The sequence below is a fragment of the Geodermatophilus obscurus genome (assembly GCF_900115395.1).
Classification (GTDB): Bacteria; Actinomycetota; Actinomycetes; order Mycobacteriales; family Geodermatophilaceae; genus Geodermatophilus; species Geodermatophilus obscurus_B.
The window spans coordinates 252,075-275,183 of the sequence record NZ_FOWE01000001.1 but is presented as its reverse complement, the minus strand read 5'-3'; the positions used below and the strand labels follow the sequence as shown (position 1 = coordinate 275,183).

The 23,109-nt window shown below is 77.0% G+C and carries 22 protein-coding genes; 13 read left to right on the top strand and 9 right to left on the bottom strand.

Translation table 11 applies throughout. From position 1 onward, the window contains the following. Window positions 1-8 precede the first annotated feature (8 nt). A complete protein-coding gene (locus tag BM165_RS25925; RefSeq protein WP_075011710.1) occupies window positions 9-1,865 on the bottom strand; it encodes a serine/threonine-protein kinase in 1,857 nt (618 codons plus the stop codon). A gap of 279 nt (window positions 1,866-2,144) precedes the next feature. On the opposite strand from BM165_RS25925, the gene BM165_RS01310 reads away from it, so the two are divergent. After that, window positions 2,145-3,023, top strand: a complete 879-nt coding sequence (locus BM165_RS01310) for a bile acid:sodium symporter family protein (RefSeq protein WP_075011709.1) — start codon at window positions 2,145-2,147, stop codon at window positions 3,021-3,023. A 4-nt stretch (window positions 3,024-3,027) separates the two neighbouring features. Here BM165_RS01310 and BM165_RS01305 read toward each other — a convergent pair whose 3' ends face one another. Further along, entirely contained in the window at window positions 3,028-4,674 is a 1,647-nt protein-coding gene (locus tag BM165_RS01305) for a bifunctional 3'-5' exonuclease/DNA polymerase (protein WP_075012076.1), read from the bottom strand. A 61-nt stretch (window positions 4,675-4,735) separates the two neighbouring features. Between BM165_RS01305 and BM165_RS01300 the strand changes: the two genes are divergently transcribed. After that, window positions 4,736-5,029: a hypothetical protein gene (locus tag BM165_RS01300; protein ID WP_075011708.1), complete on the top strand. Its 294-nt coding sequence runs from the start codon at window positions 4,736-4,738 to the stop codon at window positions 5,027-5,029. A 58-nt stretch (window positions 5,030-5,087) separates the two neighbouring features. Here the strand turns inward: BM165_RS01300 and BM165_RS01295 are convergent, their stop codons facing one another. After that, entirely contained in the window at window positions 5,088-5,969 is an 882-nt protein-coding gene (locus tag BM165_RS01295) for a hypothetical protein (protein ID WP_083426929.1), read from the bottom strand. A gap of 243 nt (window positions 5,970-6,212) precedes the next feature. Here BM165_RS01295 and BM165_RS24575 point away from each other — a divergent pair, with 243 nt between their 5' ends. The 3 genes from BM165_RS24575 (at window position 6,213) to fahA (ending at window position 8,887) form a co-directional block, all read left to right on the top strand. Next, window positions 6,213-6,389 carry a hypothetical protein gene (locus BM165_RS24575; protein WP_177225057.1) on the top strand — a complete coding sequence of 59 codons (177 nt, stop codon included), beginning with the start codon at window positions 6,213-6,215 and terminating at the stop codon, window positions 6,387-6,389. A 96-nt stretch (window positions 6,390-6,485) separates the two neighbouring features. Further along, window positions 6,486-7,691 (top strand): homogentisate 1,2-dioxygenase, encoded by a 1,206-nt coding sequence (locus BM165_RS01290; RefSeq protein ID WP_075011707.1) that lies wholly within the window; start codon window positions 6,486-6,488, stop codon window positions 7,689-7,691. Then, window positions 7,688-8,887: a fumarylacetoacetase gene (gene fahA / locus BM165_RS01285; protein WP_075011706.1), complete on the top strand. Its 1,200-nt coding sequence runs from the start codon at window positions 7,688-7,690 to the stop codon at window positions 8,885-8,887. Before BM165_RS01290 ends, fahA begins: the two co-directional genes overlap by 4 nt. A gap of 6 nt (window positions 8,888-8,893) precedes the next feature. Here the strand turns inward: fahA and BM165_RS01280 are convergent, their stop codons facing one another. Further along, entirely contained in the window at window positions 8,894-9,493 is a 600-nt protein-coding gene (locus BM165_RS01280) for a TetR/AcrR family transcriptional regulator (RefSeq protein WP_075011705.1), read from the bottom strand. Further along, window positions 9,490-10,830, bottom strand: coding sequence for a phenylacetate--CoA ligase PaaK (paaK, locus tag BM165_RS01275; protein WP_075011704.1), 1,341 nt, complete (start codon window positions 10,828-10,830; stop codon window positions 9,490-9,492). The genes BM165_RS01280 and paaK overlap by 4 nt, the downstream gene beginning before the upstream one ends. A gap of 111 nt (window positions 10,831-10,941) precedes the next feature. Here paaK and paaA point away from each other — a divergent pair, with 111 nt between their 5' ends. The 5 genes from paaA (at window position 10,942) to paaE (ending at window position 14,851) form a co-directional block, all read left to right on the top strand. Continuing rightward, a complete protein-coding gene (gene paaA / locus BM165_RS01270; protein WP_075011703.1) occupies window positions 10,942-11,904 on the top strand; it encodes a 1,2-phenylacetyl-CoA epoxidase subunit PaaA in 963 nt (320 codons plus the stop codon). Then, window positions 11,901-12,269, top strand: a complete 369-nt coding sequence (gene paaB / locus BM165_RS01265) for a 1,2-phenylacetyl-CoA epoxidase subunit PaaB (protein ID WP_348271780.1) — start codon at window positions 11,901-11,903, stop codon at window positions 12,267-12,269. Before paaA ends, paaB begins: the two co-directional genes overlap by 4 nt. A gap of 91 nt (window positions 12,270-12,360) precedes the next feature. Beyond that, window positions 12,361-13,275, top strand: a complete 915-nt coding sequence (gene paaC, locus BM165_RS01260) for a 1,2-phenylacetyl-CoA epoxidase subunit PaaC (protein ID WP_244273956.1) — start codon at window positions 12,361-12,363, stop codon at window positions 13,273-13,275. 5 nt (window positions 13,276-13,280) lie between these two features. After that, window positions 13,281-13,775 carry a 1,2-phenylacetyl-CoA epoxidase subunit PaaD gene (gene paaD, locus BM165_RS01255; protein WP_244273955.1) on the top strand — a complete coding sequence of 165 codons (495 nt, stop codon included), beginning with the start codon at window positions 13,281-13,283 and terminating at the stop codon, window positions 13,773-13,775. Next, entirely contained in the window at window positions 13,775-14,851 is a 1,077-nt protein-coding gene (gene paaE / locus BM165_RS01250) for a 1,2-phenylacetyl-CoA epoxidase subunit PaaE (RefSeq protein ID WP_075011701.1), read from the top strand. Before paaD ends, paaE begins: the two co-directional genes overlap by 1 nt. A 12-nt stretch (window positions 14,852-14,863) precedes the next feature. On the opposite strand, the gene BM165_RS01245 is transcribed toward paaE, so the two are convergent. Continuing rightward, on the bottom strand, window positions 14,864-16,159 hold the full coding sequence (locus BM165_RS01245; RefSeq protein ID WP_075011700.1) for an FAD-binding oxidoreductase: 1,296 nt from the start codon (window positions 16,157-16,159) through the stop codon (window positions 14,864-14,866). A gap of 185 nt (window positions 16,160-16,344) precedes the next feature. Here BM165_RS01245 and BM165_RS01240 point away from each other — a divergent pair, with 185 nt between their 5' ends. After that, entirely contained in the window at window positions 16,345-19,236 is a 2,892-nt protein-coding gene (locus BM165_RS01240; RefSeq protein WP_075011699.1) for an AfsR/SARP family transcriptional regulator, read from the top strand. A gap of 1 nt (window position 19,237) precedes the next feature. On the opposite strand, the gene mug is transcribed toward BM165_RS01240, so the two are convergent. After that, window positions 19,238-19,723 carry a G/U mismatch-specific DNA glycosylase gene (gene mug, locus BM165_RS01235; protein ID WP_280140676.1) on the bottom strand — a complete coding sequence of 162 codons (486 nt, stop codon included), beginning with the start codon at window positions 19,721-19,723 and terminating at the stop codon, window positions 19,238-19,240. Window positions 19,724-19,752: 29 nt separating this feature from the next. After that, complete coding sequence (locus BM165_RS25395) at window positions 19,753-20,133, bottom strand: hypothetical protein (RefSeq protein ID WP_244273953.1); 381 nt, start codon at window positions 20,131-20,133, stop codon at window positions 19,753-19,755. 238 nt (window positions 20,134-20,371) lie between these two features. On the opposite strand from BM165_RS25395, the gene BM165_RS25390 reads away from it, so the two are divergent. Continuing rightward, entirely contained in the window at window positions 20,372-21,061 is a 690-nt protein-coding gene (locus tag BM165_RS25390; RefSeq protein WP_244273952.1) for an alpha/beta fold hydrolase, read from the top strand. 5 nt (window positions 21,062-21,066) lie between these two features. On the opposite strand, the gene BM165_RS01220 is transcribed toward BM165_RS25390, so the two are convergent. Continuing rightward, window positions 21,067-21,738, bottom strand: coding sequence for an alpha/beta hydrolase (locus BM165_RS01220; RefSeq protein ID WP_244273951.1), 672 nt, complete (start codon window positions 21,736-21,738; stop codon window positions 21,067-21,069). Between the two features lie 154 nt (window positions 21,739-21,892). Between BM165_RS01220 and BM165_RS01215 the strand changes: the two genes are divergently transcribed. Next, window positions 21,893-23,074, top strand: a complete 1,182-nt coding sequence (locus BM165_RS01215; RefSeq protein ID WP_075011696.1) for an MFS transporter — start codon at window positions 21,893-21,895, stop codon at window positions 23,072-23,074. Window positions 23,075-23,109 lie beyond the last annotated feature (35 nt).

Here is a 23,109-nt window from a genome sequence, read left to right as displayed (position 1 = left end):
GGAGGACCCTAACCGCCCGCGCGGGGCTCCGACGGCGCCGGGGCGGAGGACCCGGACGGCGCGGGCACGGACTCGGACGACACGGACCCCGATTGCTCCGGCGGTGCGGGCTCGGTGGGCACCGGCTCCGACGGGGCCGCGTCCGACGGCGCCGGGTCCGACGGTGCGGGCGCGGGGGTGACGGGCTCCGACGGCGCCGGGTCGACGGGGGCCGCGTCCGAGGGGTCAGCCGGAGCCGGCTCAGCCGGGGCCGGGTCCACCGGGACCGCGTCCGACGGATCAGCGGGGGCGGGGTCGACCGGAGCGGGGTCCGCCGGTGCAGCGTCCGACGGCACCGCACCCGACGGCTCCGCAGGCGCGGGGTCGGCCGGTGCCGTGTCCGACGGCGCTGCATCCGTGGGCACCGCGTCCGACGGCACCGCCTCCGGTGCGGCGTCCGGGAGCGTCTCCGCGGGAGCGCCCGGAGCTCCCCCACCGTCCCCGACGGGCGGACCGGTCCCCGGCGCCGCGGCAGCGGGTGCGACGGCGACGCGGATGGTCACGGCGGCGGCGGGCGGCAACGGGACGCCCACCGGGTCCAGGCCCGCCACGGTGCCCGGCTGCACCGCCGTCGTCTCCTCGGTCTCCTCGGCGACGGTGAGGCCCAGCGCCGTGAGGTCGCCGGCGACGTCCCCGGCCGGGCGGCCGACGTGGTCGCTCGCAGCCAGCACGACCGACGCGGCCGGGCCGCCCCCGCCGTCGGCCCCGGAGGTCGGCTCCGCGGCCTGCGCGGTGGGGGGCCGCCCGGTGCCGGGGCTCCCCGGCCACAGCAGGACGGCGAGCGCCCCCACCAGCAGGACCACGAGCGGCACCAGCAGCAGCGCCCGCCGGCGCCGCGCGCCCACCACGGACCGTTCCGCGGGCTCCTCGTCGAGGTCGGCCGCCCGGAGCGTCTCCGTGGGCTCGCCCACCAGTGGCAGGCCGGGCAGGACCGGGCGGGTGGGCGGCGCGGCGGCGGGCTCGGGACGGGTCCCCGCCTGGGTGGTCGCCTCGATCGTCTCCTCGACGGCGGACAGGAACGCGGCGGCGTCGTGCGGCCGCTGCTGCGGGTCCTTGACCAGCGCGGCGTCGATGAGCTCGCGGACGACGGGCGGCAGGTCCCCCGGCAGCGGCGCGGGGTCCTCGCGCAGCTGCTTGAGGGCCACCGCGACGGGGTTGGTCCCGGAGAACGCGGGGCGCCCGGCGAGCGACTCGTAGCCGACCAGGCCGAGCGCGTAGACGTCGGTGGCCGGGCCGACCCGCTCGCCGGTGGCCTGCTCGGGCGACATGTACTGCGCCGTGCCGACCACCTGGCCGGTCCCGGTCAGCGGCACGCTGTCGGTCGACCAGGCGATCCCGAAGTCGGTGAGCTTCACCCGCCCGTCGGGGCGGACGAGGATGTTGGCCGGCTTGACGTCGCGGTGCACCAGGCCGGCGCGGTGCGCCTCGGCCAGGCCTGCCGCCGTCTGCCGCAGCACCGACAGCGCGTCCTCGGGCGGCAGCGGGCCGCCGGCCTCGAGCCGCGCCGACAGCGGAGCCCCCTCGACCAGCTCCATCACCAGGTAGGCCAGCCGCTCGCCGGAGCCGGCGTCACGTGTCTCGCCGTAGTCGAGGACGGCGGCGATGTTGGGGTGGCTCAGCGCGGCCGCGTGCCGGGCCTCGCAGCGGAACCGCTCGAGGAAGACCGGGTCGTCGGCGTACTCACTGCGCAGGACCTTGACCGCGACCGGGCGCTCGAGCAGCCGGTCGCAGGCCCGCCACACCTGACCCATGCCGCCGGTCGCGATGAGGTCCTGCAGCTCGTAGCGGTCGCCCAGCGTCCGTCGGGCGGTCCCCAGCGAGGTCACGTCCCTGGCTCCGTCTCTGGCCCAGTGCCCTGCCCGCTGCCTCCGTCGCCGGCTGCGTCCTCGGCGGCCCACCGCGGGTACCGCCCACCGGCGCCGGTGCCCCGCGGCCGCCCGTCCGGCCGCGTCCCTCCCTGGGTGCCCGCCCGCGGCCCTGCTCAACCCCGCACCCGACCCGCGCGGGCCCCCGCGCGGGTGGCCTCCCTCGCCTGCGGGCACCCGGTCGGCCAGGATCCCGGTACCGCGCGGCACCGGCGCCGCGGACCCACCCGGAGGTCGCTCGTGGACTCGGCACTCGGCACCGTCGCCCTGCCCGCCGCCCTGGCCGTCATCATGTTCGGCCTGGGCCTGTCGCTGACCGTGGACGACTTCGTCCGGGTCACCCGCCGGCCACGGGCGGCGGTGGTCGCCCTCGCCCTGCAGCTGCTCGTCCTCCCGGCCGTCTGCTTCGGCCTGGTCGTGGTCGCCGGGCTGGAGCCGGTCCTGGCCGTCGGCATGGTGCTGCTGGCCGCCTCCCCCGGCGGCACGACGGCGAACCTGTTCAGCCACCTGTTCCGCGGCGACGTCGCCCTCAACGTCTCGCTGACGGCGGTCAACTCGCTGCTCGCGGTGGTCACGCTGCCGCTGGTGACCAACCTCGCCGTGTCGGTGTTCGACCCGCCCGGCGCCGGGGAGATCGGCCTGCAGTTCGGCAAGACGGTGCAGGTCTTCGCCATCGTGCTGGTGCCGGTGGCCCTGGGCATGCTCGTGCGGCGCTCCTCGCCGGCGTTCGCCGACCGCATGGACAAGCCGGTGCGCATCCTGTCCGCCGTCGTCCTGGCGCTGGTCATCGTCGGGACGGTGCTCGCCGAGCGGGAGAACGTCGCCGGCTACGTGCGCGAGGTCGGCCTCGTCGCGCTGGCGTTCTGCGTGCTCAGCCTGCTCATCGGGTTCGCCGTCCCGCGCGCGGTCGGCGTCGAGCACCGGCAGGCGGTGGCGTGCGCGTTCGAGATCGGCGTGCACAACTCGACGCTGGCCATCGCGGTCGCCATCAGCGTGCTCGGCAGCGTGGAGCTGGCGATCCCGGCCGCCGTCTACGGGGTGCTGATGTTCCCGGTCGCGGCGCTGGTCGGCTGGCTCGTCACCCGCTCGGCCCGGTCGCGGGACCGCGTGCCGGCCTGAGCGGTCAGCCGGCGTCGGCCCAGGAGCGCACCGCGGCGACGTCGAGCGGGAAGTCGAGGGGGAAGTCGCCGAACAGCAGCCGGCCGGCCGTGGCCGCGGCCTGCCGGACCTGCTCCCCGACCTCCTCGGCCAGGTACGCCGGGGTGTGCACGACGACCTCGTCGTGCAGGAAGAACACCAGGTGCGGGCGCCGGTGCAGCGGTTCCCCGGGGCCGAGCCGCCAGAGCCGGTTGCGCAGGTCGGCCACCCAGCACAGCGCCCACTCCGCGCCGGTCCCCTGGACGACGAAGTTGCGGGTGAACCGGCCCCACGCGCGGCGGGCCCGGTCGGTGTCCCGGCCTGCCGGCTCCGGTGCCTCACCGAGGTCGGCCGCCTCCTGCGCCCAGGCGCCGCCGGGCACCGGGGAGCCGCGGCCGAGGAGGGTGTGCACCACCGCGCCGCGCTCGCCGGTCCGTGCGGCGTCCTCGACCAGGCCGATCGCCCGCGGGTAGCGGCGCGCCAGCCGCGGCATCATCCGCCCGCTCTCCCCGCGGGTGCCCCCGTAGAGGGCGCCGAGCACCCCGAGCTTGGCCTCGGCGCGGGTGGCCACGACGCCGGCGGCGACCATGCCGGCGTAGAGGTCGGCCGCCCGCGCCGCGTCGGCCAGGGCGGCGTCGCGGCTCATGCCGGCGAGCACGCGGGGCTCGAGCTGGGCGACGTCGGCCACCACCAGCCGCCACCCGTCGTCGGCGACCGCGGCGGGGCGGACCTGCACGGGCACCGACAGCGCCCCGCCACCGGAGGAGGCCCACCGCCCGGTGACCACGCCGCCGGGCAGGAAGACCGGGCGGAACCGGCCGTCGCGCACCCAGGCGTCCAGCCACGCCCAGCCGTTGGCCGCCAGCAGCCGGGCCAGCCGCTTGTACTCCAGCAGCGGCGGCACCACCGGGTGCTCGTACCGCTCCAGCGTCCACGAGCGGGTGTCCTCGACCGGCAGTCCCGCCGTCTGCAGCGCGCGCAGCAGCGCCACCGGCGAGTCGGGGTTGAGGTCGGGGGCGCGCAGGGCGGCGCGGACCTCGCCGGCCAGCCGCTCCAGGACCGGCGGGCGCAGGCCGGGCGGTGGCCGATCGCCGAGGAGGCCGGTGAGCAGGCGGCCGTGCTCGTCGGCCCGCCAGGGCAGCCCGGCCCAGGTCATCTCGGCGGCCGCCAGCGCGCCGGAGGACTCCGCGGCCAGCAGCAGCCCCAGCCGGCCGCGGTGCGGGGAGGCGGCGACGGCGGCCTGCTGACGGCGGTGCTCGGCGAGCGGGTCGAGGGAGTCGGCCGGGTCGGCGAGGTCGAACAGCGCCGGGTCGCCGGCGGTCACCGGTTCCAGCGCCGCCCAGCCCGGGTCCGGGGCCGGTGTCGGGCCGGCGTACGGCGAGCGGCGCAGCACCGCGGCCGACAGCCGCAGGTCGGTGCACCGCTCGACCCGCACGCCCGCGTCGAGCAGCGCCGGGTACCAGCGGGTGGTGTCGTCCCACACCCAGCGCACCGCGCCCGCCGCCTCCCGCGCGGCGACCCAGCCGGGCAGCTCGCCGGCCGGCAGGACGGTGGCCGCGCCGGGGGTGCCGTCCTCGGCGCAGACGGTGGCCACCACGGCCGCCCCGTCGCGGCGCAGGAGCACCCGGTCCACCGGGCCAGTCTCACCGAGGGGTGCGACGGCGCCGGGGAGGCCGGGCGCGCACACTGGCGGCGTGCCCGTCTCCGCGGTGGCCCGGCGCGGCGTCGTCCGCCTGCTGAACACCTCCGGCGGCCGGGTGCTCGTGCTCGCCGGCGACGTCGACGCGGCGGCGGTCGAGGCGTTCCGGCGCTGCTACGGGGCGGAGCCGGTGCGGGTCGACGCCGTCGACGCCCGGTCGGTCACGGCGCTGTCGCCGTCGGGCCGGGAGCTGCTGACCGACACGCTGCAGTGGGCGGAGCGGACCGGCCGGCCGGTGACCCTGCGCTCCTGCCCCACGGTCGCCCGCGCGCTGACCGCCGCCCGCTGAGCGCCGCGGGGCGACCCGTCGACGCCGGACCCGGCACGCCGCCGGGCGTGCCCGGTGCTCAGGCCCGGTGGCGGGCCGGCACCGGGGCGCGGCGCCAGCCCTCCGCCCCGGTGATGGTGACGGCGACGGCCGCGGCCACGTACAGCCAGGCGACGGGCCGGTCCCACGCGACGTGGTCGCGGTGCAGCAGGACCACGACGAGCTGGAGGACGCCGAAGACGGTGTAGGCGATCGTCGCGGTGCGCAACCGCTCCAGGTCACCGGCCAGCGCGGCCAGTGCCGTGGCGATGCCGAAAGCGATCAGCCAGGCGCCCACCACCCGGGCGGTCAGCGGGGTCAGCGTCCAGGGCCACAGCGTCGTCGCCGTCGACGGCGTCACCGAGATCGCGGCACCCACGGCGAGGAGCACGACCGACTCGACGGCCAGGGCCGCCCGCAACGCGACCGGGACCGGGTACCGCCGGGGCGGGTCGGCGCCGGGTGCGCGCTCCTGGAACACCAGCGCCACGAGGATGCCGAGGGGGATGAGGACGTAGACGGCGGTCCAGAACCAGGCCGCGCCGCGGGCCAGCAGGGTCGAGTCGGCGAACTCCGGCTGGAAGTGGAAGCGGTCGACGTGCACGAGCGTGGCGACCAGGGTCAGCAGCGTGAACACCAGGATGGTCAGGACCGGCACCCGGCTGTGCGACCACACCGGGTCGCGCAGCGACAGGACGACGAGGGTGCAGCCGGCCGCGTAGCCCGCGCCGAGGAAGGCGGCGGTCACCGGCGGCTGGATGGTCCAGGCGAAGCTCTCGGCGGTCCGGGTCGACAGGACGAACAGCGCGGTGAAACCCAGCGCGGTCAGCACGCTGAAGACCAGGAGCAGGCCCCGCATGACCGGCAGGAGCTCGCGTCGGCGTCCGGCCGCGGGGCGCACGGTCGTCGTGGCAGGGTCCACGTCGGGACCTCCGTACTCGGTGGGTTCCCCGTGCGGACCCCATTGCAGCACCGGGGGGCGGCCGTGTCACCGGAGTTCGGCCCGCCGCGGCCGCTCCCGGCGCGCCGCCCGGCCGTGGTGGACGACACGGTGCCCGTTCACCTCCCGTTGGCCGTCCCGCCGCCGTCCCGACACGGGACCGGCCGACGGTGGAGGACGGCCGCGACGACGACGTCCCCGCATCCCGCACCACCTGGAGACGCCATGACCCCCGCCACGACCCCCGCCACGACCCCCGCCACGACCCCCGCCACGACCCCCGCCCGCCGTCCCGCCGCGCTCGCCACCCGCGCCCGTGCCTGGCTGCGCCGTCTGGACGGCTACACCCTCGAGGTCTTCAACCCGGGCATGCCCTACCGCCCGCGGCACGACCGGGGCTGATCCGACCGGGGCCGGTCCGGGCTCGGCGTCCCCGAGCCCGGTCCGGATCCACGGCAGGAGTGGTCAGGACCGCCACTCGCCCGACAAGGTGGCGCCATGGCGTTCTACCGGCAGGTGGGCGAGGTCCCGCCCAAGCGGCACACCCAGTTCCGGCGCCCCGACGGGGGCCTCCACCGCGAGGAGTTGGTCGGCGAGGAGGGCTTCTCCTCCGACTCCGCGCTGCTCTACCACCGCGGCGTCCCCTCCGCGCTCGTCGACGCCCGGCCGTGGGAGCTGCCCGACCAGTCCCTCACGCCCAACGCGCCGCTGGTGCCCCGGCACCTGAGGCTGCACGACCTCTTCGCCGGCGACGAGCACGAGGGCACCGACCCGGTCACCGGGCGGCGGCTGGTGCTCGGCAACGCCGACGTCCGCATCTCCTACGCGGTCAGCAGCCGGACCAGCCCGTACTACCGCAACGCCACCGGCGACGAGTGCGTGTTCGTCGAGCGCGGCGCCGCGACCGTGGAGACGGTGTTCGGCTCGCTGGAGGTCGGCCGCGGCGACTACGTCGTCATCCCGCGGACCACCACGCACCGCTGGATCCCCACCGGCGACGAGCCGCTGCGCACCTACGCGATCGAGGCCAACGGCCACATCGCCCCGCCGAAGCGGTATCTCTCGCGCTACGGGCAGTTCCTCGAGCACGCCCCGTATTGCGAGCGCGACCTCCGCGGGCCGGCCGGGCCGCTGCTGGCCGAGGGCACCGACGTCGAGGTCTACGTCAAGCACCGCGGCACCGGTCCGAGCGGGCTGGCCGGCACCGTGCACGTCGTCCCGGAGCACCCCTTCGACGTCGTCGGCTGGGACGGCTGCCTCTACCCCTACGCCTTCGACGTCGCCGACTTCGAGCCGATCACCGGCCGGGTGCACCAGCCGCCGCCGGTGCACCAGGTGTTCGAGGGCCCCAACTTCGTCATCTGCAACTTCGTGCCGCGGAAGGTCGACTACCACCCGCTCGCGGTGCCGGTGCCCTACTACCACTCCAACGTCGACAGCGACGAGGTCATGTTCTACGTCGACGGCGACTACGAGGCCCGCAAGGGCTCAGGCATCGGGAAGGGGTCGGTCTCCCTGCACCCGGGCGGGCACAGCCACGGCCCGCAGCCGGGCGCGATCGAGCCGTCGCTCGGCGCGGAGTCCTTCGACGAGCTGGCGGTCATGGTCGACACCTTCCGCCCGCTCGACCTCGGCGCGGCCGGCACCGCCTGCGACGACGGCCGCTACGCCTGGAGCTGGTCGGGGCGGGGTCCCGGCGAGTGAGCTGGCTCGACCTGCCCCCCGGCACCGGCTTCGGTGTCGACAACCTGCCCTACGGCGTCTTCTCCGCGCCCGGCACCGCTCGGCGCACCGGCGTGGCGGTCGGCGACGCCGTGCTGGACCTGGCCGCGGCCACCGGCGACGACGTGCACACCACCGGCTCGCTCAACGCCTTCATGGCCCGCGGGCCGCGCGCCTGGGCGGCGCTCCGGGCGCAGCTCACGGGGTGGCTGACCGACCCGGCCCACCGCGGCCGCGTCGAGCCGCACCTGCGGCCACTGTCGGAGGTGGTGCTGCACCTCCCGGTGGAGGTCGCCGACTACGTCGACTTCTACAGCTCCCGCCACCACGCCGAGGAGCTCGGCCGCGTCCTGCGCCCCGGCACGCCGCCGCTGACGCCGAACTGGCTGCACCTGCCGATCGGCTACCACGGCCGCGCGGGCACGGTCGCCGTCTCGGGGACGCCGGTGGTCCGCCCGAGCGGGCAGCGGAAGGCGCCCGCCGACGACGCGCCCACCTTCGGCCCGACGCAGCGGCTCGACGTCGAGGCCGAGGTCGGCTTCGTCGTCGGGGTGGGCTCCGACCTCGGCACCCCCGTGCCGCTGACCGGCCTCGCCGAGCACGTCTTCGGCGTCTGCCTGGTCAACGACTGGTCGGCCCGCGACCTGCAGGCCTGGGAGTACGTGCCGCTGGGGCCCTTCCTCGGCAAGTCCTTCCTCACCTCGGTGTCGCCGTGGGTGGTCCCGCTCGTCGCCCTCGAGGCCGCGCGGGTGCCCCCGCCGGCGCGCGAGGTGCCGCTGCTGCCCTACCTCGACGACACCCTCACCGAGCCGTGGGGTCTCGACATCACCCTGGAGGTCCGCCTCGACGGCGAACTGGTCTCCCGCCCGCCGTTCGCGTCCACGTACTGGACCGCCGCCCAGCAGCTGGCCCACCTGACGGTCAACGGCGCGGCCCTGCGCACCGGCGACCTGTTCGCCTCGGGCACCGTCTCCGGCCCGGAGGACGGCCAGCGCGGCTCCCTGGTCGAGCTGTCCCGCGCCGGGGAGCGGCCCCTGGTCCTGCCGGGCGGCCGCACCCGCTCGTTCCTCGAGGACGGCGACGAGGTGCGCATCACCGCCACCGCGCCCGGCACCGGCGGGGGCCGGATCTCCCTGGGCGAGGTCACCGGCCGGGTCGAGGCCGCCCGGGCGTCCTGACCCCCGTCACCGCCGGGCGCGCAGGCCCTCGAAGGTCGTGGTGACCAGCGCGTCGGCGAGGTCGTCGGCGGTCAGGCTGCCGCCGGGCCGGAACCACTCGGTCAGCGAGTTGACGGTGCCGAACAGCAGCCGGCTGGTGACGGCGGGGTCGACGTCGGGGCGCACGTCGCCCTCCTCCTCGGCGGCGCGCACCAGGTCGGTGACGATCCGGTCGAACTCCCGCCGGCGGGCCAGCGCGGCCTGCTCGACCGGGGAGTTGCCGCGCACCCGCAGCAGCAGGGTGACGAAGGGGAGCTCGGCGGCCAGCACCCGGACCGAGCCCCGGACCACGTGCTCGAGGCGGTCGATCGCCGGTCCGGTGGCCGCGCCGGGCTCCGCGGTGACGGCGAACAGCGCGTCCAGCGCCCGGTCGAGGGCCAGGCGCAGCAGCTCGACCTTGCCCGGCACGTGGTGGTAGATCGCGGACTTCGTGACGCCGAGGCGCGCGGCCAGCTCGTCCATGCTCGTGGCGTCGTAGCCGCGCTCGTTGAAGACGGCGACCGCGACGTCGAGCAGGCTGTCCAGGGAGTGCCCGGGCCGGCCCCGGCGCACCCGGACGTCGGTCACGTCCTTCCCCGGCGGTCGGTCATGCGCTGCAGCTTGCCCATCGACCGCGGCAGCGTCTCCGGGTCGACGACGAGCACCTCGACGGTCGTGCCGACGGTGTCCTTGACGCCCTGGACGACCTCGGCGGCCGCGGGCTCGCGGCGCTCCGGCGGGCAGTCGGGGCGCGCCTCCACCCGGACGACGAGGTGGTCCATCCGCCCGCGGGTGAGCAGCTCGAGCGCGAAGTGCGGCGACAGGCCCGGGGTGCGCAGCACGACCTCCTCGATCTGGGTCGGGAAGAGGTTGACCCCGCGCAGGATGACCATGTCGTCGGTGCGGCCGGTGACCTTCTCCATCCGCCGCATCCCCGGCCGTGCCGTCCCGGGGAGCAGCCGGGTGAGGTCACGGGTGCGGTACCGGACGACGGGCATCGCCTCCTTGGTCAGCGAGGTGAACACCAGCTCGCCGACCTCGCCCTCGGGCAGCACCTCCTCGGTGGCCGGGTCGATGACCTCCGGGTAGAAGTGGTCCTCCCACACGTGCAGGCCGTCCTTGGTCTCCACGCACTCCTGGGCGACGCCGGGGCCCATCACCTCCGACAGGCCGTAGATGTCGACGGCCTGGATGTCGAGGCGCTCCTCCATCTCGCGGCGCATCTGCTCGGTCCACGGCTCGGCCCCGAAGATCCCGATCTCCAGGGAGCTGGCGCGCGGGTCGAGGCCCTGCTTCTCGAACTCGTCGACCAGGGCGAGCATGTAGGACGGCGTCACCATGACCACCCGCGGCGCGAAGTCGGTGATCAGCTGCACCTGGCGCGCCGACATGCCACCCGACACCGGGACGACGGTGCAGCCCAGCCGCTCGGCGCCGTAGTGGGCACCGAGCCCGCCGGTGAACAGGCCGTAGCCGTAGGCGTTGTGCAGCACGTCGCCGGGACGCCCCCCGGCGGCGCGGATCGAGCGGGCCATGACGGTGGCCCAGGTGTCGAGGTCGCGCTCGGTGTAGCCGACGACGGTCGGCCTGCCGGTCGTGCCCGAGGAGGCGTGCACGCGGCGCACCCGCTCCCGCGGGACGGCGAACATGCCGAACGGGTAGTTCTCGCGCAGGTCGGCCTTGGCCGTCGTCGGGAAGCGGGCCAGGTCGGCGAGCTCGCGGCAGTCGTCGGGGTGCACGCCGGCGGCGTCGAAGGCCCGGCGGTAGTGGGGCACGTTGTCGTAGGCGTGCCGCAGCGACGCCCGCAGCCGGTCCAGCTGCAGCGCGCGCAGCTCGTCGACGCCCATCCGCTCCGCGGCGTCGAGCGTCCCCGGGTCGGGTGCGTCCCCGAGCCGCCGCGTCGTGCCGCCGGTCGCCGTCGTCATGGGTGCCTCCTCGTCGGCCGTGCACTCCCCGGGCGCTCCTTGTGCCGCACACCGCCCTGGGGGACACTATTACCGACCACACGGTCAGTAAATAGCTCGAGGGGAGCTCCGATGTCCGCGCCGACGCTCGACCGGCCGACCGACGAGGCCGCGCTGCAGCGGCAGTTCGAGGCGACCATCGCCGCCGACCGGCGCGTGGAGCCGCGCGACTGGATGCCCGAGGGCTACCGGCGGACGCTGATCCGCCAGATCGCCCAGCACGCGCACTCGGAGATCATCGGCATGCAGCCGGAGGGCGACTGGCTGCTCGCGGCCCCGAGCCTCCGCCGCAAGGCGATCCTGCTGGCCAAGGTGCAGGACGAGGCCGGCCACGGCATGTACCTCTACTCCGCCGCGGAGACCCTCGGCGCCGACCGCGCCGACCTCACCGACAAGCTGATCGAGAAGAAGCAGAAGTACAGCTCGATCTTCAACTACCCGACACTCACCTACGCCGACGTCGGCGTCATCGGCTGGCTGGTCGACGGCGCGGCGATCTGCAACCAGGTGCCGCTGTGCCGCTCCTCCTACGGGCCCTACGCCCGGGCCATGATCCGCGTCTGCAAGGAGGAGTCCTTCCACCAGCGGCAGGGCTACGAGCTGCTGATGACGATGATGCGCGGCACCCCCGAGCAGCGGGCGATGGTGCAGGACGCCGTCGACCGCTGGTGGTGGCCCTCGCTGATGATGTTCGGCCCGCCCGACGACGACAGCCCCAACTCCGCGCAGTCGATGGCCTGGGGCATCAAGCGGCACAGCAACGACGAGCTGCGCCAGCGCTACGTGGACATGACCGTCCCGCAGGCGGAGTTCCTCGGCGTCACGCTGCCCGACCCGGAGCTGCGGCTGGACCCCGACACCGGCCGCCACCGCTTCGGCGCGATCGACTGGTCGGAGTTCAAGGCGGTCCTCGCCGGCAACGGCCCCTGCAACGACGAGCGGATCGCCCGCCGCCGCGCCGCCCGCGACGACAACGCCTGGGTGACCGAGGCCGCGACCGCGTACGCGGAGAAGCACGCCGGAGCCGTCGCGTGAGCACGGACGTCACCGCCGAGGGCGGGCACGGCGCCGTCCCCACCGGGCCGGAGGTGCCGACGACCCCGGCACCGTCGGTGAGCCGGCGGGACTGGCCGCTGTACGAGGTGTTCGTCCGCGGCAAGCGCGGGCTCAACCACGTGCACGTCGGCTCGCTGCACGCCCCCGACGACGAGATGGCGGTGCACGCCGCCCGCGACGTCTACACCCGGCGCAACGAGGGCGTGAGCATCTGGGTGGTGAAGGCCGCCGACATCACCGCCTCCAGCCCCGACGAGAAGGACCCGATGTTCGCCCCCAGCGGCGACAAGGTCTACCGCCACCCGACGTTCTACGAGATCCCGGAGAACGTCCCCCACATGTGAAGGACCCCGTCTCCCCCCACGGCTCGCAGGCTCGCCGCGGGCCCCTGAGACGGGGCCTTCCATCCATCCGTCACGAGGCAAGGAGCGTTCCGTGGTGGGTCACCAGGAGACCGTGTACGACGCGCTGGACCACGCGCACGGGGGCGAGGGGCACTGGGCGTTCGGCACCGGGTTCGACGAGCCGCTGGCCGGCGTCGACACGACCGTGCCCGACGGCGTCGACGCGACCGACCTGGGCAGCTACTGCCTGATGCTCGGCGACGACGCGCTCGTGCTCGCCCAGCGGCTCACCCAGTGGGTCACCGCCGCCCCCGAGCTCGAGGAGGAGGTGGCCGTCGCCAACACCGCGCTCGACCTGCTCGGGCAGGCCCGGCTGCTGCTGGCCCGCGCGGGCTCGGTCGGCGTCCTCGGCCGTTCCCGGACGCTCGCGACGGAGTCCGTCCCCGACGAGGACGCCCTCGCCTACTTCCGCGACCCCGACGAGTTCCGCAGCACCGGCCTGGTCGAGGCGGACAACGGCGACTTCGGGCAGACGATGGCCCGGCTGCTCGTCGCCGCCACCGTGCGGCTGGCCGTGTTCGCCCGGCTGCGGGAGTCCCGCGACCCGGTGCTGGCCGCGATCGCCGCCAAGGGCGTGCACGAGCTGGCCTACCACCGCGACCACGCCGCCCGCTGGGTCCTGCGCCTCGGCGACGGCACCCCCGAGTCGCACCGCCGCGTGCAGGCCGGCGTCGACGCGGTGTGGCCGCACCTGGCCGAGCTGTTCACCGCCACCGACGTCGAGCGGCGGCTGGTCGCCGCCGGTGTCGCCGTCGACCCGGCCGACGTCCGCGACGAGGTGCGCGAGGTGCTGACGACGGTGCTCGACCGCGCCACCCTGCGGGTGCGGGAGTGGCCGGCCGACACGCCCCCGCGCGGCCGCCTCGGCGAGCACGGCCCGGAGCTCACCGAGCTGCTCGGCACCCTGCAGGGCCTGGCGCGGCAGCACCCGGCGGCCACGTGGTGAGCGCGGTGCGGACCGACCCGCGGGCGGTGGCCGAGACCGTCACCGACCCCGAGCTGCCCGCGCTGACCCTCGCCGACCTCGGCGTGCTGCGCGACGTCCGGGTGCACGACGGCACCGTCGTCGTCGACATCACCCCCACCTACAGCGGCTGCCCGGCGATGGGCGTCATGCGCGCCGACCTGCTGCACGCCCTGCACTCCGCCGGCTTCGACGACGTCGAGGTGCGCACCGTCCTCTCCCCCGCCTGGTCGACCGACTGGATCAGCGAGGACGGCCGCCGCAAGCTCGCCGAGGCCGGCATCGCCCCGCCCGGCCGCGCCCCGGAGCGCGTCTCCGGGCCGATCCCGCTGCAGCTGGGCGCCACCCGGCGGACGGCGGCCTGCCCGCTGTGCGGGTCGGCCGACACCGAGGAGCTCAGCGAGTTCGGCGCGACGGCGTGCAAGGCGCTGCGCCGCTGCCGCAGCTGCCGCGAGCCGTTCGAGCACGTGAAGGAGATCTGATGAGTGCCCCCGCCCGCCGGCGGCCGCGGTTCCACCCGCTGACCGTGGCGAGCGTCGAGCGGCTCACCGACGACGCCGTCGCGGTCACCTTCGACGTCCCGCCGGAGCTCACCGAGGAGTACGCGTTCCGGCCCGGGCAAGCCCTCACGCTGCGCCGGGTCGACGGGGGCCGCGACGAGCGGCGCTCCTACTCCATCTGCGCGCCCGCGGGTGCGCCGCCGCGGGTCGGCGTCCGCGAGGTGCCCGGCGGCTTCTTCTCCTCCTGGCTGGTGCGGGAGGTGCGCCCCGGCGACGCGATCGAGGCGCTCCCGCCCTCGGGCACCTTCACCGCCGACCTGTCGACCCCGGCCGACCACGTCTTCGTCGTCGCGGGCTCCGGCGTCACCCCGGCGCTGAGCCTGGCCGGCACGGTGCTGCGCGACGGGGAGTCGACCGTCACCGTCTTCTACGGCAACCGGCGCACCAACACGGTGATGTTCGCCGACGAGCTGGCCGACCTGAAGGACCGCTTCGGTCCCCGGCTGCAGCTGGTGCACGTGCTCTCCCGCGAGCCGCGCGACGCCGAGCTGACCAGCGGCCGGCTCGACGGCGACCGGCTGCGCACCCTGGTCGGCACCTTCACCGACCCGGCGACGGTCGACCACTGGTGGCTGTGCGGCCCGCACGGGATGGTCACCGAGGCCCGCGCGCTGCTCGCCGACCTCGGCGTCCCCGCCGAGCGAGTGCACCAGGAGCTCTTCTACGTCGACGACGTCCCGCCCGAGCCGGTCCGCGGCGACGAGGAGACCGTCGACGGTCCGAGCAGCTCGGTGACCGTCGTCCTCGACGGCCGCTCGACCACGCTCGCCCTCCCCCGCGACGCGCCGGTGCTCGACTCCGCCCAGCGGGTCCGGTCGGACCTGCCCTTCGCCTGCAAGGGCGGCGTCTGCGGCACCTGCCGCGCCCGGGTCACCGACGGCGAGGTGCGGATGCGACGCAACTACGCGCTGGAGGAGAGCGAGGTCGCGGCGGGCTACGTGCTGACCTGCCAGAGCCTGCCGCTGACCGACGCCGTGACGGTCGACTTCGACGCCTGAGCCGCCAGGGCCTCAGCGCCCGCGCCGGTCGCCCGGGAGGGCGCCCTCGAGGACGCGGTGGGGATCGGCGGTGGCGGCCAGCGCCGCCAGCCGGTCGCGCACGGCCGCCGTCGGGGTACGCGCGAGCACGTCGGGGACGGCGTCGAACCCGTGCGCCGGTGCCCGGCCCCCGAGGGCGTCGCCGAGGACGGCGGCCAGCTCCTCGGCGCAGGCCCGGGTGGCGGCGCGGTCCTCGGCGCCGGTACCGCCGACCACCCGCACCGCCAGGCGCGCCCCGCGGTGGCAGACGGCGCTGGGCTGCTCGGGCACCCAGGCCAGCGCGCCGCCGAGCAGCCGCAGCTCCACCGTCCGCGGCCACGTCCCCTGCACGGTCCCGAGCAACGCCCCGGCGGCCGCGTCGGTCAGCCGGTCGAGCAGCAGCGAGGAGCCGGTGCCCGTCTCCTGCTCCCGGGTGGCGAGCCCCGCCGGGCCGCGCGGCGCGATCTCGGAGTCCAGCGGCCGCGCGGTGCCCGCCAGGGGACGCAGCAGCCCGTCGAGCACGCCCACGCCGTCGTCGGTGTCGCCGGCCCACGCGAACCGCACCGCCACCCCGCACTCGCCCTGCCCGGGCCGGCTGAGCAGGAACGAGGTGCCCGCCTGCGCCGGCAGCGTCGCCGACCACGCCCGCCAGGCGTCGAGGACCCGCGCGGCGTCGGACGCGGCCCACCGCAGCTGCCCGCCGTAGCGCGGCCCGGCGGCCAGCAGGTCCAGCTCGACGGCGGTCACCACGCCCAGCGCTGCGCCCCCGCCGCGCACGCCCCAGAAGAGCTCGGGCTCGTCGACGGCCGTGACCCGCCGCAGCGCGCCGTCGCCGGTGACCAGCTCCACCGCCCGCACCCGGTCGCCGGCCAGGCCGTAGGTGCGCGCGAGCGGGCCGACGCCGCCGCCGGTCACCGTGTCGGCCACGCGCTCGGCGGCCGAGGCGCCGGTCAGCGGGGTGAGCGAGTGCCCGGCCGCCCGGCCGGCCAGGTCCCGCCAGCGCACGCCGGCGCCCACCCGCGCCCAGCCGGCGGGCGAGACCGACACCTGGGCGAGCGCGGCGGTGTCCACGAGCAGCCGGCGCCCGCCGCCGCAGGAGCGCCCCGGACCGCGCACCGCGAGGCCCACCCCGTGCCGGCCGGCCAGCCGGACGGTGGCCACCACGTCGGGCACCTCGGCCACCCGGACCACCCGGTCCTCCTGCAGCGCGGCGCCGGGCGAGAGCCGGGAGCGCAGCGCCTCGGACAGGTCGGGTGCGAGGACGGGGGGCAGGACGGTTCCGGACGTCACGGGGGATCTCCACGGTGCTGGTGGCGGACGGTGCACCCGGAGGGTGGACGGCGGTCCTTGGCACGCCCTTGGTGGTCGCTTGGGTGCCAGGTCAGGGCGCGGGACCGGGCCCCGAGGTCACGCGCTCGTCTCGGCGTGGAGCGAGCAGCACCGCACGGCGGTTCCGGAACCTAGGCTGCGCGCCGATGAACGGCACCTCGTTCCGCGTGCTGGGCCCGGTGGAGGTCCGGCGCGACGGCTCCCTCCTCGCTCCCCAGTCCCCCAAGCACCGCGCCGTCCTGGCCGCGCTGCTCGTCGACCCGGGCCGCACCGTCCCGGTCGACCTGCTCGTCGACCGCGTGTGGAGCGGCCAGCCGCCCGCCGCGGTCTCGGCGACCCTGCAGTCGATCGTGTCCCGGCTGCGCCGCGAGCTCGAGCCCGACGTCACCGGCGGCCGCTGGACGCTGCTGGTCACCCGGGAGCCCGGCTACCGGCTCGAAGTCGCCCCCGGCGACGTCGACGCCGTCCGGTTCGTGCAGCTGCTGCGCACCGCCCGCGACCTCGCCGCCCGCGACGAGGTCGAGCAGGCTCGGGAGGCGGTCACCGCGGGGCTGGCGCTGTGGCGCGGCCCGGCCTACGCCGACGTGTCGGCCACCTTCGCCGTCGAGGAGTCCGAGCGGCTCGAGCAGCTGCGGCTGGCCGCCCGGGAGCTGGCCGCCGAGCTGGACCTACGGCTGGGCCGGCACGCCGAGATCGTCGACGACGTCCGCGAGCTGCTGCGCGCCGAGCCGCTGCGCGAGGGGCTGCGCGCCTCGCTCATGCTGGCCCTGTACCGGTGCGGCCGGCAGGCCGAGGCGCTGGAGGTCTACGAGGAGGGCCGGCGGATGCTCGCCGACGGCCTCGGCGTCGACCCCGGCCGCCCGCTGCAGACCCTCTACGGGCAGATCCTGCGCCAGGACCCCGACCTGGCCGGCTCGGGTCGGGTCCGCCCCGCTCCCGCCGCGGCGGCCGCCGCTCCCGTGCCCGAGCGGCCGTCCGTCCGGCCGCTGGGCCCGCTGCCGGTGCCGCTGACCGCCTTCGTCGGCCGCGAGCGGGAGCTGGCGCAGGTCGCGGCCGCGCTGGCCGGGCCCCGGCTGGTCACGCTGGTCGGTCCCGGCGGCAGCGGCAAGACGCGCCTGGCGCTGGAGGCCGCCCGCCGCCGCCCGGCCGGCGCCCCGCCGGCCGCGCTGGTCGAGCTGGCCGGCGTCACCGACCCCGACCTCGTCGCCGCGCAGGTGGCCACCGTCCTCGGGGTGACCCTCGCCGGCGGGGACACCCTGGGCGCCGTCGCCACCGCGCTGCACGACCGGCCGCTGCTGCTCGTCCTCGACAACTGCGAGCACGTGGTCGAGGCGGCCGCGACCGTCTGCGCCGAGCTGCTGCCGCGCTGCCCCGACCTGCGGGTGCTGGCGACCTCCCGCGAGCCGCTCGGGCTGCCCGGCGAGGCGGTGCTGCCGTGCGGGCCGATGCCGGCCGGCGCGCCCGGCAGCGACGCCGAGCGGCTCTTCCTCGACCGCGCCCGGCTGGTGGCCCCGCACCTGGCCGACCCGACCGAGGACGACCTCCGGCACGTCCGCGACCTGGTCGCCGCCCTCGACGGGTTACCGCTGGCCGTGGAGCTGGCCGCCGCGTGCCTGACGACCCTGCCGCTGGCGGAGGTGGCCGGGCGGGTCGACGACCGCTTCGCCCTGCTGTCGGGCGGGTGGCGCACCGCCGTGCCGCACCAGCGCACCCTGGCGGCGACCGTGCAGTGGAGCGTCGACCTGCTCTCCCCCGCCGAGCTCGCCGTGTTCCGCGCCGTGGCGGTGCTGCCGGGCACCTTCGGCCCCGACCTGGTGGCCGCGGCGGCCGGCCCCGAGGTCGACGGCGGCGCGCTGCCGCTGCTGCGGGTGCTGGTCGCGAAGTCCCTGGTCGAGCTCGACCACGGCGCCGGCCGGTACCGGATGCTCGAGACGCTGCGGCAGTACGCCGAGCAGGGTCTGGACGAGGCGCACTCCCGGCGGCTGCGCGACCGGCTCGTCGCCTTCGCCGTGGAGCTCACCGAGCGGCTCGAGCCGACGCTGCGGCGCCCGGAGTGGACCACCAGCGCCCGCCGCCTCGACGCCGAGCAGCCCGCGATCCGCGCTGCGCTCGGCCACGCCCTCGCCACCGGCCAGGGCGAGCAGGCGCTGCGCATCGGCGCGGCGCTGTCGTGGTGGTGGTACCGCCGCGGGCACGTGGCCGAGGGCCGGCGCTGGCTGGCCGACGCGCTGGACGCCACCCCCGACGCACCGCCGCAGGTGCGCAGCGGCGCCCTGCTCGGCGACGCGCTGCTGGCCTACCTCTCCGGCGACGTCGCCTCCATCTGGGCCCGCACCAACGAGATCGTCGCCTCCGCCCCCGACGACTCCGACGGCGTCCTGGCGCTCGCGCTGGTGCTCCGCGGGTTCGTCCGCGCGCTGCTCGGCCAGGCCGACCCCGACGGGCAGACGCCGCGCGACATCGCCCGCGGCCTGGAGCTGGCGCAGGCGTCGGGCATCGAGTGGGTGCAGGCCGAGATCGCGATGACGCTGGGGCAGTTCTCGCGGGTGGCCGGCGACGTCGACGGCGCGCTGGACCACCTGGCCCGCGCCGAGCGGCTGGCGACCGACCTGGGGCACTCCTGGGCGCACTCGTCGGTGCTGTGGATCCGCGCCAAGGTGCTCACCGACGCCGGCCGGCCCGGCGAGGCGCTCGCCGACCTGTGGCGGATGGTCGACCTCACCCACCGCGAGGGCGACGTCACCGGCACCCTGGCCGGGCTGCTGGCCGCCCTCGGCACCGCGACCGCCGCCGGGGAGCCGCGCACCGCCGCCGTCCTGCTCGGGGCGGTGCAGGCCAACGCCCGGCTGGTCGGCTACGACCCGCTGCGGATGGACCCGATGGACGGGCAGCGCTACGTGTCGGCCACCGAGGCGGCGCTGGCCACCGACGACCTCGTCGCCGGGCAGGCCGAGGGCGCGGCCCTCGACCTGGGCGCGGCCTGCGCGGTCGTCGGCCGGCTGGCGGAGGAGGCCCGGACGGCGTCCCGGGCCGGCTGACTCACCCGCGCAGGCCGGCGTAGAGCCGGGCGAGGTCGGGCAGCTGGAAGTGCGCGTTCAGGCCGCTGGGGTTGGGCAGCACCCAGGTCTCGGCGCCGGCGAGCCGGTCGGGCTGGCGGCCCCACGCGCTGCGGGCCCGGCCGGTGGCCAGCCGCCAGGCGGTGATGCCCAGGACCGCGACGGTGCGCGGGCGGTACCGCTCCACCAGGTCGGTGAGGGCCGCCGCACCCTCGTGCAGCTCCTCGGCGGTGAGCTCGGCCGCCGTCCGCGTGGGCCGGGCGACCAGGTTGGTGACCCCGAGGCCGTACCGCGGCAGCTCCCGGTCCTCCTCCGGCGTCAGCCGGCGCGGGGTGAGCCCGGCCAGGTGCAGCGCCGGCCAGAACCGGTTGCCGGGCCGCGCGAAGTGGTGCCCGCGGGCGGCCGACAGCAGTGAGGGGTTGATCCCGCAGAACAGCACGTCGAGGTCCGGTGCGACGACGTCGGGCAGCGGCTTCCCGGCCGGTGCGGCGTCGGCGCTCAGTCCCGCATCGCCCGGACCGCCAGCGCCGCCGCGCCGTAGACGGCTGAGCTGGCCACCGCGCGGACCGTGGTGGGCCGACCCGACCCACCGGCCGCCGCGAGCGCCGTGAGCACGTCGAGGAGGTTCGCGCCCGCGACCACCGCGAGACCCCGGTCGACCTCCTCCGGGGTACGCGCGGTGAGGGCCATGACCGAGAGCGCGAGCGCGCGGCTGCCGAACAGCCGCTGCAGCTGGAGGCCCTGGGGCGTCGGCGGGACGCCGTACCCGGTGGCGACCGCCCGCGGCGCGAGGACGCTCACCGCCCCGAACGCGGCGCCGGCGATCCCGAGCGCCTGCGCCGCCGTCTGCTTGGACGTGCCTGCACTGGTGGTGACCACGTTCGTCTCCCGGTCAGCGACCCGGGCGGCCGCCTGCTGGGCCGCCTCGGAGCGAGCCAACCAGCCGCGCGGCCGTCGCGCACCCGGGGGCCGGCGCGACCAGACTGGCGGACGGCACCGCCCAGCCCCGGCGCGTCTGCTGGACCATCGGAGGTGTCCCCTGTCGACCGACCGGACCGGCCGGGAGATCGTCCCGGCCGACCTCCCGACCCCGCTCGGGCGGGTGCACAGCCGCTCGGTGGGCCGGCCGCGCCCCGGCGTCGCGGAGGTCGTGGTGGTCCAGGGCATCGGCGTCGCCGACTACCTCGTCCCCGCGCTCCGGGAGCTGGGGACGTGGACGCGGGCCTCCCTGGTGGAGCTCCCGGGCTTCTCGGGCAGCGGCGAGCCGCCGCACGAGCTCGACGTCGGGGAGTTCGCCGACGCCGTCGCCACCTGGCTCGCCGACGCGGGCCTGGCCCGGGTGGTGCTCGCGGGGCACTCCGGCGGCACGCAGGTCGCCACCCACGTGGCGCTGCGGCACCAGCCCGGCGTGCGCGCGCTGGTGCTGGCCGGCCCGACGGTCGACCCTCGCTTCCGCAGCCTCGGCGGGGTGCTGCGGGCCTGGCACCGCAACCACCGGCTGGAGCCGCCGGACCTCGACGAGGCCCACCGTCCCGAGCGCGCGCGGGCGGGGATGCGCCGGGTGGTGCACGCCGTCCGGGCCCACCTCGCCGACCGCCTCGAGGACGCCGTGCCGCAGGTCCCGGTCCCGGTGCTGGTCCTGCACGGCGCGGACGACCGGCTGTGCACGGAGGACTGGGCCCGTTCCCTGGCCGCCCGTGCCCGGGACGGCCGGTTCGCGTCCGTCCCGGGGGCGCACAGCTTCGTGTGGACGACGCCGGCCGCGTGGTCGGACCCGATCCGGCGGCTCGCCGAGGAGGTGGGCTGACCCGGTCAGCCGAGCCGGTCGGCCGCCTCCCGGGCCACCTCGGACGGCACGACGTGGCCGCCGTCGAACTCCCGGTAGGTCACCTCGTGGCCGTCGTCGAGCAGCGCCGGGACGATGCGCCGGCTGGTCCGGTCGATCGGCAGCACGTCGTCACCGGTCCCGTGGGAGACGAACACGGGCGGGCGGCCGTGGCGCGGCCCCGGGGGCACGAACCCGGGCGAGAAGGCGACCACCCGGCGGAACAGGCCGCCGTTCGCCAGCCCCAGGCCCAGCGCGTAGGAGGCGCCGTCGGAGAAGCCGGCGACGGCTATCCGCTCCGGGTCGACCGGCACGCTCGCGAGGACGGCGGTCAGCGCGCGGTCGACCACGGCCACGTCGGGCCCGTAGCCGCCGGCGACCGCGTCCCAGGTGCTGCCACGGGAGGCCGGCGCCAGGAGCACCAGGCCCTGCTCGTCGGCCGGCGGCCGCAGCAGCCCGAGCCCGGCCTCGGCGTCGCCGCCCGCGCCGTGCAGGACGACGACGAGCGGCGCCGGCCCGGGGACCCCCGCTGCGGGGACGTGCAGCAGGGTGTCGCGGGCATCCTCCAGCCCGAGTGCCCGCGTGCCCGGGGCGGGGGCAGGCCCGCCGGGCGTCGCCGTCGGGCGGGCGGTGAGGACGGCCGGGTCCGGGCTCGCCACCGGAGGGCCTGTCGTCCGGGCCCCGCACCCTGCCACCATGCCCGCGACCGCGAGCCGGCCGGCCGCCACCAGCAGACGGCGTCGGGTGAGCACGGGCTCCCGGTACCCACCTCCGGTGCGCCGTCACCCGGGACGGCCTGACAGCATCGGCGCCGTGCTGCGACGGGGAGGAGGCGACCTCCCCCGCGAGGTCGGCGTCCTCGCCGTCGTCGCCTTCGTCGTCGCGCTGGGCTTCGGCATCGTCGCCCCGGCCATCCCGCTGTTCGCCCGCTCCTTCGGCGTGGGGACGACGGCGGTCGGCCTGGCCGTGAGCGCGTTCGCCTTCTTCCGGTTCGTCTCCGCGTTCGCCGGCGGCTCGCTGGTCGAGCGGGTCGGGGAGCGACTGGTGCTCGCCGCCGGGCTGGTCCTGGTGGCGGTGACCACCGGCCTGGCGGGGCTGGCGACGTCCTTCCCGGTCTTCCTGGTGCTGCGCGCCGCCGGCGGGATCGGCAGCGCCATGTTCACCGTCGCGGCGCTGGCCCTGCTGCTGCGGGTGGCGCCGCCCACGCACCGCGGCCGGGCCGCCGCCACGTACCAGGGCGGGTTCATCCTCGGCGGGATCGCCGGCCCGGCCTTCGGCGGCCTGCTGACGACGCTGTCCCCACGGCTGCCGTTCTTCCTCTACGCCGGGTTCCTGCTCGTCGCCGGCGCCGTGGCGATGGTGCTGCTGCGCGCCCCGGCCCGGCCAGCCGGCGGCGCGGCACCGGCACCGGCACCGGCCGGCGAGCCGCTGTCGCTGCGCGCGGCGCTGCGCACCCGCGCCTACGTGGCGGCGCTGGTCGCCAACCTCGGCATCGGCTGGGTGCTCTTCGGCGTCCGCAACTCCCTGGTGCCCCTCTACGTCACCGAGGAGCTGGGGCGCACCGCGGCCTGGGCCGGCGTGGGGCTGCTCGCCGGCTCGGCCGCGCAGGCGATCGGCCTGCTGCGCTCGGGCCGGCTGGCCGACACGTGGGGCCGCCGGCCGAGTCTGGTGCTGGGCGCGGCGGTCGGGACGGCGGCGATGGCGGTCCTGGTGCTGCCGCCGGCGACCGGGGCCTTCCTGCTGTCGATGGCCACCTACGGGCTGGCCGCCTCCCTGCTGGCGAGCGTGCCGGCGGCGCTGGTCGGCGACGTGAGCCCGGCGCGCGGCGGCCGGGTCGTTGCGGTGTTCCAGATGTCGGCCGACCTGGGTGCGGTCGTCGGGCCGCTGGTGGCCGGGTGGCTGACCGACGTCGCGTCCTACCAGGTGGCCTTCGCCGTCAGCACCGCCGTGGTGGCCGCCGGACTGGCGGCGGCGCTGGCGATCCCGCGGCGGTGACCGTGCGCCCGGCCGCGGAGGCCGGGCGCACGGCT

Coding starts and splice junctions, on each gene's coding strand:
- BM165_RS24575 (WP_177225057.1), top strand. CDS start 6,213: ATGACCCCCGCCACGACCCCCGCCACGACCCCCGCCACGACCCCCGCC.
- BM165_RS01290 (WP_075011707.1), top strand. CDS start 6,486: ATGGCGTTCTACCGGCAGGTGGGCGAGGTCCCGCCCAAGCGGCACACC.
- paaK (WP_075011704.1), bottom strand. CDS start 10,830: ATGACGACGGCGACCGGCGGCACGACGCGGCGGCTCGGGGACGCACCC.
- paaA (WP_075011703.1), top strand. CDS start 10,942: ATGTCCGCGCCGACGCTCGACCGGCCGACCGACGAGGCCGCGCTGCAG.
- paaE (WP_075011701.1), top strand. CDS start 13,775: ATGAGTGCCCCCGCCCGCCGGCGGCCGCGGTTCCACCCGCTGACCGTG.
- BM165_RS01240 (WP_075011699.1), top strand. CDS start 16,345: ATGAACGGCACCTCGTTCCGCGTGCTGGGCCCGGTGGAGGTCCGGCGC.